Source organism: Streptomyces sp. MB09-01, assembly GCF_033794505.1.
Lineage (GTDB): Bacteria > Actinomycetota > Actinomycetes > Streptomycetales > Streptomycetaceae > Streptomyces.
Window position 1 is genome coordinate 18,890 of sequence record NZ_JARAYQ010000078.1, and the last position, 13,966, is coordinate 32,855.

Here is a 13,966-nt window from a genome sequence, read left to right on the forward strand (position 1 = left end):
GGGGAGTTCGCAGTCATGCCACCGAGGAAACGAGTACGGCCGAACGCGACGACCATGAAGATGGTCGGCGCGATGGTGGCCGCGGCCCGCATCGCCAAGAACCTGACCCAGAAGCAGCTCGGAGAGCTCGTCCGGCTGGACGCGGAGACCATTGCGTCCATCGAGCAGGGACGCCGGGCACTGATGCCGAACGTCGCCGAGCTGATGGACTTGCACTTGGACCTGCCGGGCCTCCTGACCGTGGCAGCGCTGGAACTACCCGACATTGACACGACACCGCCATGGGCCGAGGAATACCTGACCCTTGAGCTCAACGCCATCACCTTGTCCTGGTACGAAGGCCAGCGCGTGCCGGGGCTACTCCAAACGGAGGGCTACGCCCGGGCCCTCTTCAAGTGCCGCGTCCCAGCGCACCCCGAGGAGACCGTCGAGAATCTGACTGCCCGCCGCATGGCACGGCAGGAAATCCTCCACCGCAAGACACCACCGACCCTGAGCTTCATCATCTGGGAGCCGGCCGTCCGCCACCGCATCGGCGGCCGAGACGTACACGAGAACCTCCTAAGGCACTTGCTCGCCTGTACGGAGCTTCCGGACGTTTCCATCCAAGTGATGCCGCTGGATCAGGCCGCCCACGCAGCCCTCGACGGCCCCTTCATCCTCCTGGAAACCCCCGCCCACCAGCACCTCGGATACTCCGAGAGTCAGCGTGGCAGCAGGCTCATCTCAGACCCCGACGAGGTCAGCATCATGGCTCGCCGATATGCGATGCTGCGGACTCAGGCCCTCAACACCGTCCAGACACAGGGCCTGTTGGACCGCCTGCTAGGAGAGCTATGAGCGCCGAACTGAAGTGGCTCAAGTCCAGCTACAGCGGCGGCGACGGCGACGCCTGCGTCGAATTCGCCACCGGCCCGGGCGCCATCCACGTCCGGGACTCGAAGGTCCAGGACGGGCCGATCCTGGCGCTCGCACCGGCGAGCTGGGCGGCGCTGACCGGCTGGCTTGCCCGATAGCCCACCCGGGACAGCAACCAGACGGGCATCGCCACACGTCCAAGGTTCGGGTAATTGATCAAGATCTGCGAATGGCAGGTGCCGTTTGACGGACACGACAGAGCTGACGGAAGCCTGCATCGATGATGCGAGCAACATATTGGTCGCGCCTTCGACGTTGCAGGACAACGACCTGATCAGGGACTTCTTCGGGTCCACGATCACACCGGAGGACCTCGCTTCCGGTGCGACGGACCTCGCAGGGAAGACCGTCTACCTGTGCGGCGACCTATCCGGGATCAGCGGCCGCCAACTGGATGCGGCGGCCCGAGTGTTCGTCATCCGGGAGCTGTCACACGGTTACGACGAGGACGTCGACAGACCTTGGACCCTCATCGATCTCGGCCGAGTTCCCCTCCGGGTACACGGCGCCGGCGTGTACTACCGCCGCTTCTTCGACCTCGACGCCGATCACTTCGGACGGATCCGCGCGGAGCACGCCTTCCAGTCCCTGACGGAGTCCACCAAGCCTGGAACAGCCCATCGCAGCGGAATCTATCTGACGCCGGTCAAGCAAAACGGTGACGAACTGCATTTCCGCCTGCTCCGGTGCTCCACTAATCTCTCGGGGCCCACCGAGGGCTTTCGCACGACCGACACCCGCATCGTCGAGGCTCTGAATCGCGAGGCCGCCACCGTGTTCCGGAACCAGGCCCCGCTGAATCATGTCCTCGCGCAGATCTACCACAACACCCTTGCCACGGCCGAGCACAAGCAGTCCAAGGCCAAGATATCGGCCCATGCCGACAAGACCAAGGACATGCCCGTCAATGGCATCATGGCCTTCTGTACTTTCTATGACGGGCTCGAAAAGCTGCATCCCCTGGCCGAAGACGCCTTCGACTACGGTGTGAAGCGTGCCAGCGGGCTGACCAGACTCCACTTTCGCCTCAAGGAGCCGATCGAGGAGATCGACGGGGTCGCGCTCCCCTCGCAGTTCACGCTGACTCTCTACCCCGGCTCCGTTTTCTTCATGCCGCTGTCCACCAACCGTCTGTACACGCACGAAATCCGGCCCTCGACGTTGGGCGCCGAGACGCTCCCGACCCGCCTGGGGTACGTGGTGCGCTGTTCGAGCGCCGAAGCCGTTCACAAGAACGGCCACACGTTCCTCAAGGCGGCCGGGGATCTGGTGAAGCTGGGGCCGCCCACACCAGAGGGCATGGACGAGCTGCGCAGGCTGTACGCCGAGGAGAACAGGACCTCGTCCTTCATCGACTACGGCGACGAATTCCTCTTCAGCATGAACACGGGAGACTACGTTGCCCCCCGAGCATAGGATCTCGGACGAGATCATCTCGCACTCGTTGTCGGCCGAGCCGGATCTCTTCGCGGAGCTGTTCACGTCGGCTCGTCTGGAAGACGTAGGAAAGGGCCGGCAAGGTGCCGTGCTCACCAGGATCGACGAGGCGGAGGGCGTGCCCCTCGTACGCACCACCACTCAATACAGCAGCCCGACGCAGCGTTTCCGCGCGGTGCACGAACGGCTGGCACAACAGATTCAAGAACGTACGGCGATCCCGGTCGGCTTCAACAACGCTCTCATCGAGAGCTACACGAATACGTACAGAACCATGGGCAGCCATTCCGACCAAGCCCTGGATCTGGCCGAAGAGTCCTTCATCGCCGTCTTCTCCTGCTACCGGCATCCCGAATCGGGTCCACCACGGAAGCTGATGTTCGAATCAAAGGAGTCCGGTGTCGACACCTTCGAGATCACCCTCACCCACAACAGCGTGGTCGCGTTCTCCGTCGAATCGAATCGGCGGTTCAAGCACAAGATCGTACTGGACACGCCCGACCCGACCGTGGACAACCAATGGCTGGGCGTGACGTTTCGGACGTCGAAGACCTTCGTCCGGTTTCGCGACGGACATGCGTACCTCCCGCAGGGCGCGCGCCTCACATCGGCCGACGACGAGCAGAGGCGCGAGTTCTACCGACTACGGCGCCGCGAGAACGATGAAACGGACTTCGTCTACCCCCCGCTGACGTACACCGTGAGCGAGAGCGATCTACTGCCGCCCGTCTGACCTCAAGGGCGGCCCGCCGAAGCCTCCCCCGTCCGCCCCGCCACCAGCGCCGCCAGCCCGTCCAGGATCCGGTCCAGGCCGAAGCGGAACTGGAAGTCCGGCTCGCCGGAGCCGGAGAACGCGTCCGAGTCCAGCAGCCCCGTCACCGCCGGGTGGCTGTCCGGTCCGGTCATGAGCCGCAGCGTGCGGACGTACTGGCCGAGCGCCTGCTCCGGGGCGATCCCGGACTTCACGATGGCGTCCATCATGTCGGCGGCCATCGTGGCCTCGTTCCGCACCAGGCCCCCGATCAGGATGATCGTCGAGAGCTTCTCGCTCTCCTTCAGGCACGTGCCGGCCATGGAGGCGAGGCCCCGGTCCATCCAGGCCAGCTGGTTCGGGGAGACGGGCGCGGCGGTGATCGGGATGCGCAGGATCCAGGAGTTGGCCATCAGGACGGCCCGCTGCGCGTACGCCCAGTCCGTGAGCAGCTCGCGCCAGCCCCACCCCTGTGCCTCGGGTGGCAGCGGCGGCGGGGCGCCGACGCCCGCATCCGACATGAGGACGTAGAGCTCCTCCTTCGCGGCGACGTACCGGTAGAGGGACATCGTCGAGACGCCCAGTTCCTTGGCCACGCGGCCCATGGAGACGGCCTCCACCCCCTCGGCAGCAGCCAGCGCCACCGCCGCCTCCACGATCTTCGGCAGCGTGAGCGTGGGGCGCGGCCCCTTGCCGGGGCGTTCGCGCAGGCCCCAGGCCATTTCCAGGCTCGCCGGGAGCCCTGTCCCGTTGTCCTCGTCCGCCATGACCGCCCGCTCCTCGATTGACCCCCATCCTAGTTCTGTGTATTACTTACACAGAAGAGCGTAAGGCATACGCAGAAGCTGAAACAGCAGCTGGGAAGGGAGCACATCCCCATGACCACGCACGCCTCCGGGGACTTCGGCATCCACGCCACCGGTCTGACCAAGTCCTACGGCGACCTCCGCGTCCTCGACGGCATCGACCTCGCTGTCCCGCGCGGGACCGTCCTCGCCCTCCTCGGCCCCAACGGCGCCGGCAAGACCACCACGGTCCGGATCCTCGCCACCCTCACCGCCGCCGACGCCGGAACCGTCCGCGTCGCCGGACACGACACCGTCACCGCACGGGCCCGCGTCCGCGAACTGATCTCCCTCACCGGCCAGTTCGCCGCCCTCGACGAGCTCCTTACCGGCACGGAGACCCTGCGCATGATGGGGCGCCTCGCCGGGCTCTCCCCGCGCGCCGCCCGCACCCGCGCCGACGAACTCCTCACCCGCTTCGGCCTCACCGAGGCCGCCGGCCGCACCGCGAAGACCTACTCCGGCGGCATGCGCCGCCGCCTCGACCTCGCCGCGAGCCTCGTCTCCCGTCCCGAGGTGCTCTTCCTGGACGAGCCGACCAACGGCCTCGACCCGCGCAGCCGCCAGGACCTCTGGGACCTCGTACGGGAACTGCGCGCCGACGGCACCACCGTCCTGCTCACCACCCAGTACCTGGAGGAGGCCGACCGGCTCGCCGACCGCGTCGCCGTCCTCTCCGCCGGCCGCATCGCCGCCGAGGGCACCCCGGCCGCACTCAAGGCCCGCGTCGCCGGACACCGCCTGGACCTGACCCTCACCACCGGCGCCGCCTACGAGGCCCTCGCGCCGCGCGCCGTCCACCTCGACCCCGACGCGCTCACCCTCGGCCTTCCCACCGACGGCACCGCCGCCCACGTCCGTGCCCTGCTCGACGAACTCGACCCGGACCGCACCGACATCGACCGCTTCGCCGTCCGCAGCGCCACCCTCGACGACGTGTTCCTCACCCTGACGGGAGCCGACCGATGACCGCCGTGCCCGTGAGCGCCATCGCCCTGGCCGGCCGCAGCCTGCGCATCAGCAGCCGCCGGCCCGACGCGCTGATCGCCGCCCTGATGCTGCCCGTCATGCTGATGCTGATCTTCGTCTACTTCTTCGGCGGCGCCATCGACACCGGGACGGCGTACGTGACGTACGTGGTGCCCGGCGCCATGCTGCTCTGCGCGGGCTTCGGCGCGGCCTCCACCGCCGTCAGCGTCGCCGAGGACATGACGAACGGCGTCATCGACCGCTTCCGCTCCCTCGACATCGGCGGCATCCCGGTCCTCGCCGGGCACGTCGCGGCCTCCGTGGTGCGCAACCTGATCTCCACCACCCTGGTCCTCGCCGTGGCCCTCGCGATCGGCTTCCGGCCCCAGGCGGGCCCGGCCGCCTTCCTCGCCGCGGCCGGCCTGCTGCTCACGTACATCACGGCGATCTCGTGGCTGGCCGCCGCACTCGGCCTGCTCGCCAAGTCCCCCGAGGCGGCGGGCGGCTTCACCTTCCTGATGATGTTCCTGCCGTACCCGTCCAGCGCCTTCGTCCCCATCGACACCATGCCCGGCTGGCTGCACGGCTTCGCCGACCACCAGCCGCTGACCCCCGTGATCGAATCCCTGCGCGCCCTGCTCCTGGCGCAGCCCGCGGGTGAAGCTCCCTGGGTGGCCCTGACCTGGTGCGCTGGCATCACGGCCGTGGCCGTGGCCCTGTCCGCGGTCCTGTTCCGCAGCCGGACCCGCTGAGGGGCTCCTCACCAGGAGAAGCCCCTCGGCACGCCGACGGCGCGTACCCGCTCAGCCATTGAGCGGGTAGGAATGCCGGCCCGTCGCCTCGTCGATCTCGGCGTGGGCCTTCTGCAGCATCTGCGACGCGAGATCCATGAGCGCGCGAGCGCCCGCGATCTCTTCCCCGACCCTCAGCTGCTCCGGGTCGGAGGGGTGACGCAGGGCGTAGCCCCGCGCCTTGATCTCGGAGCCGTCCCCGAGTCTGACCAGGGCCGCCGCACTGGTGCGGTGGCCCTCCTCGGTGAATTCGAGCTCCACATGCCACCCGACGAGCGTGGCCATGGTGCATCACCTCCAGGGGGTCACCCTTCCCTCCAGGGTGCGCCCGCGGCAGGGGCGGCGCGAGCCGGGAGCCCGCCGGCTCCCGGCCGTCAGCCGGCGGTCAGGGTCGCCGCCACCGTCCGGAACCACGCTCCGTACGAGAACGGCTCGGGCGGGTTGACCTCCATGCCGAGCTCAGCGGCGGCCAGGGCGTAGTCGCCCTCGTCCAGCGGGAGGGCGATCAGTTCGTGGAGCTCGCCGACGAGGCGGGCGACGAGCTGGGGGTCGGTGGTGGCGGCGTAGTCCGCGACCGCCGCCTCGTGGTCGGGGAACTCGTCGACGATGTCCTGCGAGAACCAGCCGCCCAGCAGCTGCGCGGTCTCCGGGAACCGTGCGTGCCACTCCCAGTGCGTCTGCGGGTTGGCCGGCGGCGGCACCTCGCCGTCCTCGATGCTCTGTTTGAGGTGGTCGGCGAGGACCAAGAGCCAGTCGCCGATCGCGGACTGCGGGATCCCGACGTCGGGGACGGCGTAGAACTCGCCGAGGTCGATCCGCAGGCGCCCCGGAGGGTTGCGGCCGTACTCGCGCAGCTGGTGCTCCGCCTCCGCGATGGCCCAGGGGCGGGTGTGCCAGGTGTGGCGCAGGTAGGCGTCCAGCGCGCGGCTGCGCTGCTCCGCCGTGTCGTCCGCGGGCTGGCCGAGGTAGGCGCGCATCACCTGATCGAGCTCGCCGTAGCGCCGGTCGTGTTCGAGTGGCTTCATGGACACGGTGGGTTGCCTCTACGGGTAGAACGGGACGGTCGTCAGGACGACGAATCCGTACGGGCTGGCGGGCTCACGGCGCAGGACGACGCGGGCGGCGCGGACCTCGACGGGTTCCAGTCCGGCGAGCAGCATCGCCTCCAGCTGGACCCGGCCGACGGGCTCCTCACGGGACGGCCAGGCGGCCTCGAGGGTGAGGCGGGCCCGCGTCCCCTGGGCGAGCCAGCGGTGGATGACCTGCTCGTTGGCGGTCACCACCTGCTGGGTGGCCCACTGGGCGGTCTCCCGGTCGGGGTAGGTGGCGGATCGGGTCAGCATCGGATCATTGTCTCAATTCGCGTTGAACGACCAGAAGACGCCGACCTCGTCCGCGGACACCGCGATCAGGCCGAGATCCATCATGTGGTCGGTGAAGGGGTGGCCGCCTTCCAGGTCCCGCGCCAGGAAGTCGGGCGCCTCGGAGCCGCGGGCGAGGTCGGAGGAGGTCCAGAACGCCGCGTCGGGGCCGAACCGGTCCAGTACGGTCCGGGCGTCCGCGAGCACTGTGTCCCGGTCCTCCCGGGACCGGACCGGGGAGCCCTCGAAGAACCACTCCTGCGCGAGCGAGGCGAGCAGCTCGACGGCGGCGCCGGCCGTGACCGGCCGGAGCCCGGAGCGCAGGTCCTCGGCGGTCAGCGCACGGAACGGGTAGAAGGGATAGCCGCTCTCCCGCACCGCGTTGTCCATCTGCCATTCCACGGCGGACCAGCCCCGCGGGTCGGCGACCGACCGCTCCATGACGGCGCGGACGTCCTCGGCCCAGTCCTCGTGCAACCGGGGGCCGCTCCTGGCGAAGGTGTAGACGTCCTCCAAGAGCCGTGGCAGCGCAGCGTCCCAGGTGGCGGCCTCGGTGGATCGGGTCGGCATGGAATCCTCCTCTCAGGGCTCAGATGTCGCCGAATGCCCAGAACAGCCCGACCTCGGTGTCGGAGACGACGACCAGGCCGCAGTCCTCCCCGTAGAAGGTCATAGGCGACCAGCCCATGGGCTTCCCGAAGTTCAGCGTGCCGATGTGCCCGACAGAGCTCACGTTGGTGTAGCAGGTGAACGTGTCCCCGTAGCGGGCGAGGATGGTGCGGGTCATGTCCTGCAGCTCTTCGAAGCTCTCGGTGAACCTTTCGAGGTTCCGCAGGGTGCAGCCGTCGTCGGTGAGCGCGAGCAGGAGGTTCTCGGCGCTCGCACGGTCGATCTCGTGCAACCGTTCCCCGACGTCGGCCGGGGTGAGCGGGCGGGACGGATCGGCCCTGAAGGACGGGCGGCAGAACGGGAAGGCGGGCAGCTCCGTCCGATAAGGGTAGTCCGCGGTGTCGTCGAGCCCGATCCAGCCGCGCGGGTCGGGGACGGCGCGCTCCATGACGGCGAGCACGTCGGCCCGCCAGTCCTCGTGCTTGCGAGGACCGGTGGCGTTGAACGCGCACCCGTCCTCGTAAAGGTGCCGTACCGCCGCTTCCCAGGACGCCTGGTCGATGGACATCTTCAAAGGGCCTTTCTCACTTGCTGGGCATGGACGTCATGACGGTGAACGGAGGATTGCGGCTGCTGTCGTACTTGAGCCTCGTCTCGATGCCCGTCACATCGGCCGCCTCGGCGTTGATGCCGCCCTGCTTGAATCCGGACAGCGGATCGGCCGGATTGGTCGGCTGCTTGCTCACGCTGCGGCCGCTGACCTCGCCATTGGGCGCTGTCGACGCAAAGGGCTCGACATCCCCCTCGGGCGGTGGCGGCGGACCCTTGATCCAGGCCTCGATCGCCGCGGCGTTCTCGTTGAGGTTGTACTGGGTGAGTTCCTGCGCCCGCTGGTAGTTCGGGAAGGCCGAGGAGGCGCTCGGCTTCGGCTTGCCGTGCGGCCAGGCCGTGGTCGGGCCGCCCCCCTGCTGGTCGCGCAGGCGCTGCGCCAGCTGCTCGTCCGTCTTGCCCACGTGCTTGTCGAGGGTGTGACCGTCCGCCATCCATTCGTTGGCGGCCAGGTCCAGGGTGTACTTGCCGGTGGCCGAGTCGACCTTCAGCCAGGTCTGTGAGGTGGTCTTGAAGTCCTCCAGGGAGCGGGCGCCGAAGCCTTGGGCGCGGGCGACGCCGGCCTCGAACTTAGGGGCGCTCCTGTGCGCTTCGTCCAGGACGTCCTTGAGCGCGTCCATGCGCGTGGTGAGGCCGTCCAGAATGCCGGTGTACTTGTCCACGATCCGGTTCAGCTTGGCCTTGTCCAGCTTCAGGACCGTGTTGACGTCGAACTTCAGCAGGAGTCCGGTGGCCCCGCCGACCCCGCTGACCACGCTGGTGACCGCACCGGCGATGGTCTTGAGGCTGGGCTTGTCCTTGGCCTTCTCCAGGTCGTCGAGGATGCTCGTGGCGGCCTCCCTCATGGCCCGCTTGAGCTCTTCGAAGAGGTCGTGGTTCAGCTCGACAGCGGCTTCCGCGTACTCGCGCAGGCAGTCGCTGATCTTGATCGCCACGTCCTTCAGCACGCCCATCACCGGCTGGCTGCCCGTGGCCACCTTGGCGTCGTGCGGGCCGGTGGTGTGCGCCCACTGGTAGCCGTGCCGGGACTGACCCCAAGCCGTCCCGCCCCACAGCGCGCTGCAGAACGTCCGCATGGCGGCTTCCCAGTCCGCCCGCTGGTGGTTGGTGATCTGGCCGACGGCCATGGTCAGTTCGTCCGCCGCGCCGGTCACCACGGTCGAGGCGTTCATCCAGCTGTGGCAGTGCGAGTTGAGGTAGTGCTGCTGCGGGAAGGGGTGTACGTCCGCCACCTTGCCGACGCGGAAGACGTTCTTCGCGACGGGCTGCAGGATGTCCCGGACGATCTCCGGTATGCCCTCCATCGCACCGCGGATGAAGTCGTCACCGCCGTCGTCGTCACCCCACTTGATGTCGGGGACGCTGCCGAACCTGGGCTCCTTGTCGATGACCGTGGGCAACGGGCGCTGCTCCGGGGCCTTTCCGGGCTTGGGGTGGGCCGCCGCATCGGCCTTGGTGTAGGCGTTGGCGGTCTCCGTGAAGCCGACGGCGACGCCGCCGACGCTGACCACGCTCTTGCCCCACACCTCCAGCCAACGGTTGCCGATCTTCTTGTAGGCCTGCGCGAACTTCTCGGCCTCAGGGCCCGCACCGCCGGCGTCCGGGTACTCCTGCAGCTCCTTCACGAGCGTGTTCGCACCGCGCATCATGGGGTCCTGCGCCCTGGCGACCCGGCCGGAGACGGTCCAGACGAGCGACGGCTTGACGTCGATGTTGCCGCCCCCGGCGGGCGGCTGCGCCGGGCCGGGGCCCGGAGTGGGTCCGGCCATCAGGCACCGCCTCCCCAGCCCTGCAGCACCGACTTGTTCGCCGCGGCGTAGTTGAGGTGGCCCTTGACCACGACCTCGTGCAGCCAGGCCTGCGCGGCCTTGAGGTCCTGGGCCGAGCGGTCCCATTTGTCCAGCTCGTCGATGAAGGCCTGCCGGGCCTCGCCGTCCCAGCTCAGAACGGCCTTCTTGGTGCGCCCGTACAGCAGGTCCAGTTTCTCGTTCAGGTCCTTGAGGATCGCCTCCAGGTCCCCCGACAGGCGCTGCAGGGTGGCGAAATCGACAGTGATCCGGTCGTCGTCCGACATGGTGGTGCTGTTCCTCGCTGCTCTCAGATGTCCTGCAGGCGGCTGTGCGGAGCCGCTGGAGTCTGGTCGGGCACGGTCAACTCCTCGGCGGACGCGGACACGTCCTCCTTGCCCTGAACGCGCTTGAACGCGGCCAGCACCTCGAGTTCCTGGGCCGTGAAGCCGTCGCGGGAGGCCCTGGTGGCTTCTTCGAGCAGGGAGAGCACCTGCCGGATCCGCACGGCGTCCTCGGCGGCTCCCCGGTGCAGGGCGCGGTACGCCGTGGCCGTGGGACCCTGCCAGCCCGCCGCGATGCTGTCGACCACCCGGTCCATGTCGCGGATCTGACGCTCCAGATGACCCTGCATCTGATCGAGATCGTCAGCGAGCTTGGTGAGGCCGTCCTCCGAGACCTTGAGATCGCCGTCCGTCATGTCCACCCCTCGTTGGCGCTGCCGTGCCACATACGCACGTACGCCTACGAGGTTCGCAGGTCAGCGGGCCATTCACCTGAGTACGCGCACTCATGTTCGGGCTCTTTCGGCGGAGTCCAGTGGATCCGTGACCCCGGACACCGCCCGCCACCCCCGCGCGTTCCTCGCGCCGCTCGCCTCCACCCTGCTGACGCTGCCGCTCGCGGCCGTCGCGTTCTTCTTCGTCGGGCTGTCGCCGATGGCCTGCGACTCCTGCGGCGACGCGGCGAGCGACCGGTTCGACGCCTCCTACGGCATCGCCTTCCCGGTGTTGGGGTCCGGCCTGGCCGTGGTCATGGTCCTGCTGCTCGCCGCGTGTGCGCTGCCCTGGCAGCGGCGCCACGCCGCCGCCAGGGTGTGGTTCGCGGTGACCGCTCCGGCCGCCGTCGTCCTCGACTTCGTCGTCTTCCACGGCCTCGTCGACTGGCCGTAGAACGGTCCGTCAGCGGGTTTCGCGCAGCCAGCCGGCGACCTCGGTCGCCCAGTAGGTGAGGATCGTGTCGGCGCCCGCCCGCTTGATGCCCAGCAGGGTCTCCAGGATGGCCCGGTCCCGCTCGATCCAGCCCTTCTCCGCCGCCGCCTCGATCATCGCGAACTCGCCGCTGATCTGGTACGCCGCCACGGGGACGTCCACCGCCTGCGCGACCCGGTACAGGATGTCGAGGTAGGGCCCGGCCGGCTTGACCATCACCATGTCGGCGCCCTCCTCCAGGTCGAGGGCGAGCTCCCGCAGGGACTCCCGCGCGTTCGCCGGGTCCTGCTGGTAGGTCTTGCGGTCGCCCTGGAGCGAGGAGGCGACGGCCTCGCGGAAGGGCCCGTAGAAGGCCGACGAGTACTTCGCCGTGTACGCCAGGATGGACACGTCCTCGTGCCCGGTCTCGTCCAGCGCGTCGCGGATGACCCCGACCTGACCGTCCATCATCCCGCTGGGTCCGACCACATGGACGCCCGCGTCGGCCTGGACCTGCGCCATCTCGGCGTACCGCTCCAGCGTCGCGTCGTTGTCCACCCGCCCGTGCTCGTCCAGCACGCCGCAGTGCCCGTGGTCGGTGTACTCGTCCAGGCACAGGTCCGACATGATCACCAGGTCGTCCCCGACCTCGGCCTTCACATCGCGGATCGCGACCTGCAGGATCCCGTCCGGCTCGGTGCCCGCCGTGCCCAGCGCGTCCTTGTTCTCGTCGGCCGGAACACCGAACAGCATGATCCCCGAGACCCCCGCCTCGACCGCCTCCACGGCGGCCTTCCGCAGCGTGTCCCGGGTGTGCTGGACGACGCCCGGCATCGCCGAGATCGCCAGGGGCTCGCTGATGCCCTCCCGTACGAACGCGGGGAGGATCAGGTCCGAGGGGTGCAGCCGGTTCTCCGCGACCATCCGCCGCATCGCCGGGGTGGTGCGCAGCCGGCGGGGCCGCGAGCCGGGGAAGGATCCGTACGTGCTCATGTTCCAGTCGCCTCTTCGAGCATCGACAGCAGTCGCCCCCAGCCTAGAGCCCGCGCGGGACGCGTCCGCGCGGGGCGGCGAGCGGCGGTGGGGGCAGCCGCCCGGGCCGCCCGGGACACCCCCTAGTCATAGTCCCGCTCGTTTCGGATGCTCCACCGCCACAGGCCGTCCCAGCGGTGGTCGTGCTCGTACTCCCGGCCCTGTGGCCCCACCCGCCCGTACGCCTCGGGTGTGCGCGGGTCGTCCCGCAGGGCGAGACCGAACGCCCCGTTCAGGCGCATCATCTGCTCGTCTGCGGCAAGGAGTCCGAACAGGGCCTCGGTGACGGCCGGTGAGCGGTCGCGGCCCGAGGCCACGGCGTAGGAGGCCGTGCTCCGCACCTGCGGGTCCGGGTCCCGGAACAGGGAGACCAGCAGCTCCCGGTCTTCCCCCGACCACACCTCCGGCCGGCCCAGTGCGTCCGCGGCGGCGGCACGCACCGCCGGTTCCGAGTCGCTCGCGAGGACGCGCAGGGCCGTGGCGGCCGTGCCGGTCCACGGCGGGTCGAAGAGGGCGGGCACCTCCCGGCGCACCCGCGGATCCGGATGCCCCGCGTGACGCAGCCCTATGGCCGGTGCGTCCGGATTCTCCTCGCGGGACATGAGCGCGAGCACGTCGGCCAGGACACCGCCGTCGGTCTCCGTCTGCGCCCAGGAGGCGAGCAGCCGGCCCCGCTCCCGCTCGTACCAGCGCGCGTGCATGCTCAAGCCCGCCTGCACCGCCCCGTAGCCCAGGAAGTCGAGGACGAAGGCGCGGTGCACGGGTGAGGGGTGCCGGTGGAACGCCAGCACCTGCGACCACGTCTCGGCGCTCCGCCGGGAGGCCAGGGCCCAGCAGGAGGCGGACCAGTCGACGTGGTCGTCCGCGTGCCGCACGGCACGGGCCACCAGCTCCTCCACCGGCGTCGGGATCCGCAGCTCCTGCTCCAGGTCGGTGAGGACCGCTCCGTGCCCGGCCCGTACGGTCCACCCGCCGAGCGTGACCGTGTCGACGTGGAGGTACTCGCCGTCCTGCACGCGACCGGTGCGCGCCGGGCCCTGCACGCCGGTCCGGCGGCGCAGTTCCGTCTCCGCGCCCGTCTCGTACCAGTGCCGGGCCGTGGCGAGCAGCCGCTCCCGCTGTTCCTGCGGCAGCCGCAGCGCCCCGCGGTTGACCGCCGAGACCGTCGCCGGGGAGCCGCCCTCGACGGCCCGCAGCAGCGGGGTCGTACCGTCCGGCAGCTGCCGGTCCGGGTCCGCGCCGCCCTCCACCAGGGTCTCGGCCACCTCGTGCGCGAACGCCTGCACCGCCGCACAGAGCACCGGCAGCCCGTCGGTGTCCGCCGCGTCCGGGTCCGCTCCCGCCTCGATCAGGGCGCGCACCTCCTCGGCGTCCCCCACCCGTACCGCCGCCGCCAGTCGGACGTCCAGTCCCGTCATCCGTCCCCCCTTCGTCCGGCCGTGATCCTCCACGGGACCGGAGCACAGGCACAACCGGATTGCGGCCGGGTGCCGCTCCGCACCCGGCCCCCAGGGCCGGCCCCGGCGCGGCTTCGGCGCGGCCGTGTGCCCAGGGGGCGGCTCCGGCGGGGACGGGTGTGTGCCGGGACGCTCCCCGCAGGGCGCCGAACGCAACACGGCCCGGCCCTCCGACCCCCTGCCACGTTCGGCGCCCTGCGGGGAGCGTCC

18 protein-coding genes are annotated in these 13,966 nt (G+C 69.8%); 7 read left to right on the top strand and 11 right to left on the bottom strand.

Annotated features, from left to right (window positions below):
* Window positions 1-54 precede the first annotated feature (54 nt).
* From PV721_RS18365 to PV721_RS18380, 4 genes are all read left to right on the top strand, one after another.
* Window positions 55-840, top strand: a complete 786-nt coding sequence (locus tag PV721_RS18365; protein WP_319725517.1) for a helix-turn-helix domain-containing protein — start codon at window positions 55-57, stop codon at window positions 838-840.
* Entirely contained in the window at window positions 837-1,016 is a 180-nt protein-coding gene (locus tag PV721_RS18370) for a DUF397 domain-containing protein (RefSeq protein ID WP_319725519.1), read from the top strand. The genes PV721_RS18365 and PV721_RS18370 overlap by 4 nt, the downstream gene beginning before the upstream one ends.
* Window positions 1,017-1,101: 85 nt before the next feature.
* Complete coding sequence (locus PV721_RS18375) at window positions 1,102-2,334, top strand: hypothetical protein (protein ID WP_319725521.1); 1,233 nt, start codon at window positions 1,102-1,104, stop codon at window positions 2,332-2,334.
* A complete protein-coding gene (locus PV721_RS18380; RefSeq protein ID WP_319725523.1) occupies window positions 2,318-3,088 on the top strand; it encodes an alpha-ketoglutarate-dependent dioxygenase AlkB in 771 nt (256 codons plus the stop codon). Before PV721_RS18375 ends, PV721_RS18380 begins: the two co-directional genes overlap by 17 nt.
* Before the next feature lie 2 nt (window positions 3,089-3,090).
* Here the strand turns inward: PV721_RS18380 and PV721_RS18385 are convergent, their stop codons facing one another.
* Window positions 3,091-3,873: a TetR/AcrR family transcriptional regulator gene (locus tag PV721_RS18385; RefSeq protein ID WP_319725525.1), complete on the bottom strand. Its 783-nt coding sequence runs from the start codon at window positions 3,871-3,873 to the stop codon at window positions 3,091-3,093.
* A gap of 111 nt (window positions 3,874-3,984) precedes the next feature.
* On the opposite strand from PV721_RS18385, the gene PV721_RS18390 reads away from it, so the two are divergent.
* Window positions 3,985-4,920, top strand: a complete 936-nt coding sequence (locus PV721_RS18390; protein ID WP_319725528.1) for an ABC transporter ATP-binding protein — start codon at window positions 3,985-3,987, stop codon at window positions 4,918-4,920.
* A complete protein-coding gene (locus tag PV721_RS18395; RefSeq protein ID WP_319725530.1) occupies window positions 4,917-5,672 on the top strand; it encodes an ABC transporter permease in 756 nt (251 codons plus the stop codon). The genes PV721_RS18390 and PV721_RS18395 overlap by 4 nt, the downstream gene beginning before the upstream one ends.
* Before the next feature lie 51 nt (window positions 5,673-5,723).
* Here PV721_RS18395 and PV721_RS18400 read toward each other — a convergent pair whose 3' ends face one another.
* The 8 genes from PV721_RS18400 to PV721_RS18435 all read right to left on the bottom strand — a co-directional run bounded on the left by PV721_RS18400 (window position 5,724) and on the right by PV721_RS18435 (window position 10,777).
* Window positions 5,724-5,996, bottom strand: coding sequence for a DUF1876 domain-containing protein (locus PV721_RS18400; protein WP_030721318.1), 273 nt, complete (start codon window positions 5,994-5,996; stop codon window positions 5,724-5,726).
* A gap of 89 nt (window positions 5,997-6,085) precedes the next feature.
* Window positions 6,086-6,742, bottom strand: coding sequence for a contact-dependent growth inhibition system immunity protein (locus tag PV721_RS18405; RefSeq protein ID WP_319725534.1), 657 nt, complete (start codon window positions 6,740-6,742; stop codon window positions 6,086-6,088).
* Window positions 6,743-6,754: 12 nt separating this feature from the next.
* On the bottom strand, window positions 6,755-7,054 hold the full coding sequence (locus tag PV721_RS18410) for an RNase A-like domain-containing protein (RefSeq protein ID WP_319725536.1): 300 nt from the start codon (window positions 7,052-7,054) through the stop codon (window positions 6,755-6,757).
* Window positions 7,055-7,066: 12 nt separating this feature from the next.
* Complete coding sequence (locus PV721_RS18415) at window positions 7,067-7,642, bottom strand: hypothetical protein (protein ID WP_319725538.1); 576 nt, start codon at window positions 7,640-7,642, stop codon at window positions 7,067-7,069.
* 19 nt (window positions 7,643-7,661) lie between these two features.
* Entirely contained in the window at window positions 7,662-8,249 is a 588-nt protein-coding gene (locus tag PV721_RS18420; protein WP_319725542.1) for a hypothetical protein, read from the bottom strand.
* A 16-nt stretch (window positions 8,250-8,265) separates the two neighbouring features.
* Complete coding sequence (locus tag PV721_RS18425; RefSeq protein ID WP_319725544.1) at window positions 8,266-10,059, bottom strand: RNase A-like domain-containing protein; 1,794 nt, start codon at window positions 10,057-10,059, stop codon at window positions 8,266-8,268.
* Window positions 10,059-10,364 carry a WXG100 family type VII secretion target gene (locus PV721_RS18430; protein ID WP_319725546.1) on the bottom strand — a complete coding sequence of 102 codons (306 nt, stop codon included), beginning with the start codon at window positions 10,362-10,364 and terminating at the stop codon, window positions 10,059-10,061. The genes PV721_RS18425 and PV721_RS18430 overlap by 1 nt, the downstream gene beginning before the upstream one ends.
* 23 nt (window positions 10,365-10,387) lie before the next feature.
* Window positions 10,388-10,777 carry a WXG100 family type VII secretion target gene (locus tag PV721_RS18435; RefSeq protein WP_319725548.1) on the bottom strand — a complete coding sequence of 130 codons (390 nt, stop codon included), beginning with the start codon at window positions 10,775-10,777 and terminating at the stop codon, window positions 10,388-10,390.
* A 127-nt stretch (window positions 10,778-10,904) separates the two neighbouring features.
* Here PV721_RS18435 and PV721_RS18440 point away from each other — a divergent pair, with 127 nt between their 5' ends.
* Window positions 10,905-11,249 carry a hypothetical protein gene (locus PV721_RS18440; RefSeq protein ID WP_319725551.1) on the top strand — a complete coding sequence of 115 codons (345 nt, stop codon included), beginning with the start codon at window positions 10,905-10,907 and terminating at the stop codon, window positions 11,247-11,249.
* 9 nt (window positions 11,250-11,258) lie between these two features.
* Here the strand turns inward: PV721_RS18440 and hemB are convergent, their stop codons facing one another.
* Window positions 11,259-12,260, bottom strand: a complete 1,002-nt coding sequence (hemB, locus tag PV721_RS18445) for a porphobilinogen synthase (RefSeq protein WP_319725554.1) — start codon at window positions 12,258-12,260, stop codon at window positions 11,259-11,261.
* A 122-nt stretch (window positions 12,261-12,382) separates the two neighbouring features.
* Window positions 12,383-13,717 (bottom strand): ankyrin repeat domain-containing protein, encoded by a 1,335-nt coding sequence (locus PV721_RS18450; RefSeq protein ID WP_319725558.1) that lies wholly within the window; start codon window positions 13,715-13,717, stop codon window positions 12,383-12,385.
* Between the last annotated feature and the right edge of the window lie 249 nt (window positions 13,718-13,966).

Bases quoted from the DNA above. Each gene is read 5' to 3' on its own strand.
- PV721_RS18410 (WP_319725536.1), bottom strand. From the start codon at position 7,054: ATGCTGACCCGATCCGCCACCTACCCCGACCGGGAGACCGCCCAGTGG.
- PV721_RS18415 (WP_319725538.1), bottom strand. From the start codon at position 7,642: ATGCCGACCCGATCCACCGAGGCCGCCACCTGGGACGCTGCGCTGCCA.
- PV721_RS18400 (WP_030721318.1), bottom strand. From the start codon at position 5,996: ATGGCCACGCTCGTCGGGTGGCATGTGGAGCTCGAATTCACCGAGGAG.
- PV721_RS18390 (WP_319725528.1), top strand. From the start codon at position 3,985: ATGACCACGCACGCCTCCGGGGACTTCGGCATCCACGCCACCGGTCTG.
- hemB (WP_319725554.1), bottom strand. From the start codon at position 12,260: ATGAGCACGTACGGATCCTTCCCCGGCTCGCGGCCCCGCCGGCTGCGC.
- PV721_RS18370 (WP_319725519.1), top strand. From the start codon at position 837: ATGAGCGCCGAACTGAAGTGGCTCAAGTCCAGCTACAGCGGCGGCGAC.
- PV721_RS18425 (WP_319725544.1), bottom strand. From the start codon at position 10,059: ATGGCCGGACCCACTCCGGGCCCCGGCCCGGCGCAGCCGCCCGCCGGG.
- PV721_RS18420 (WP_319725542.1), bottom strand. From the start codon at position 8,249: ATGTCCATCGACCAGGCGTCCTGGGAAGCGGCGGTACGGCACCTTTAC.
- PV721_RS18385 (WP_319725525.1), bottom strand. From the start codon at position 3,873: ATGGCGGACGAGGACAACGGGACAGGGCTCCCGGCGAGCCTGGAAATG.
- PV721_RS18435 (WP_319725548.1), bottom strand. From the start codon at position 10,777: ATGACGGACGGCGATCTCAAGGTCTCGGAGGACGGCCTCACCAAGCTC.
- PV721_RS18365 (WP_319725517.1), top strand. From the start codon at position 55: ATGAAGATGGTCGGCGCGATGGTGGCCGCGGCCCGCATCGCCAAGAAC.
- PV721_RS18395 (WP_319725530.1), top strand. From the start codon at position 4,917: ATGACCGCCGTGCCCGTGAGCGCCATCGCCCTGGCCGGCCGCAGCCTG.
- PV721_RS18450 (WP_319725558.1), bottom strand. From the start codon at position 13,717: ATGACGGGACTGGACGTCCGACTGGCGGCGGCGGTACGGGTGGGGGAC.
- PV721_RS18430 (WP_319725546.1), bottom strand. From the start codon at position 10,364: ATGTCGGACGACGACCGGATCACTGTCGATTTCGCCACCCTGCAGCGC.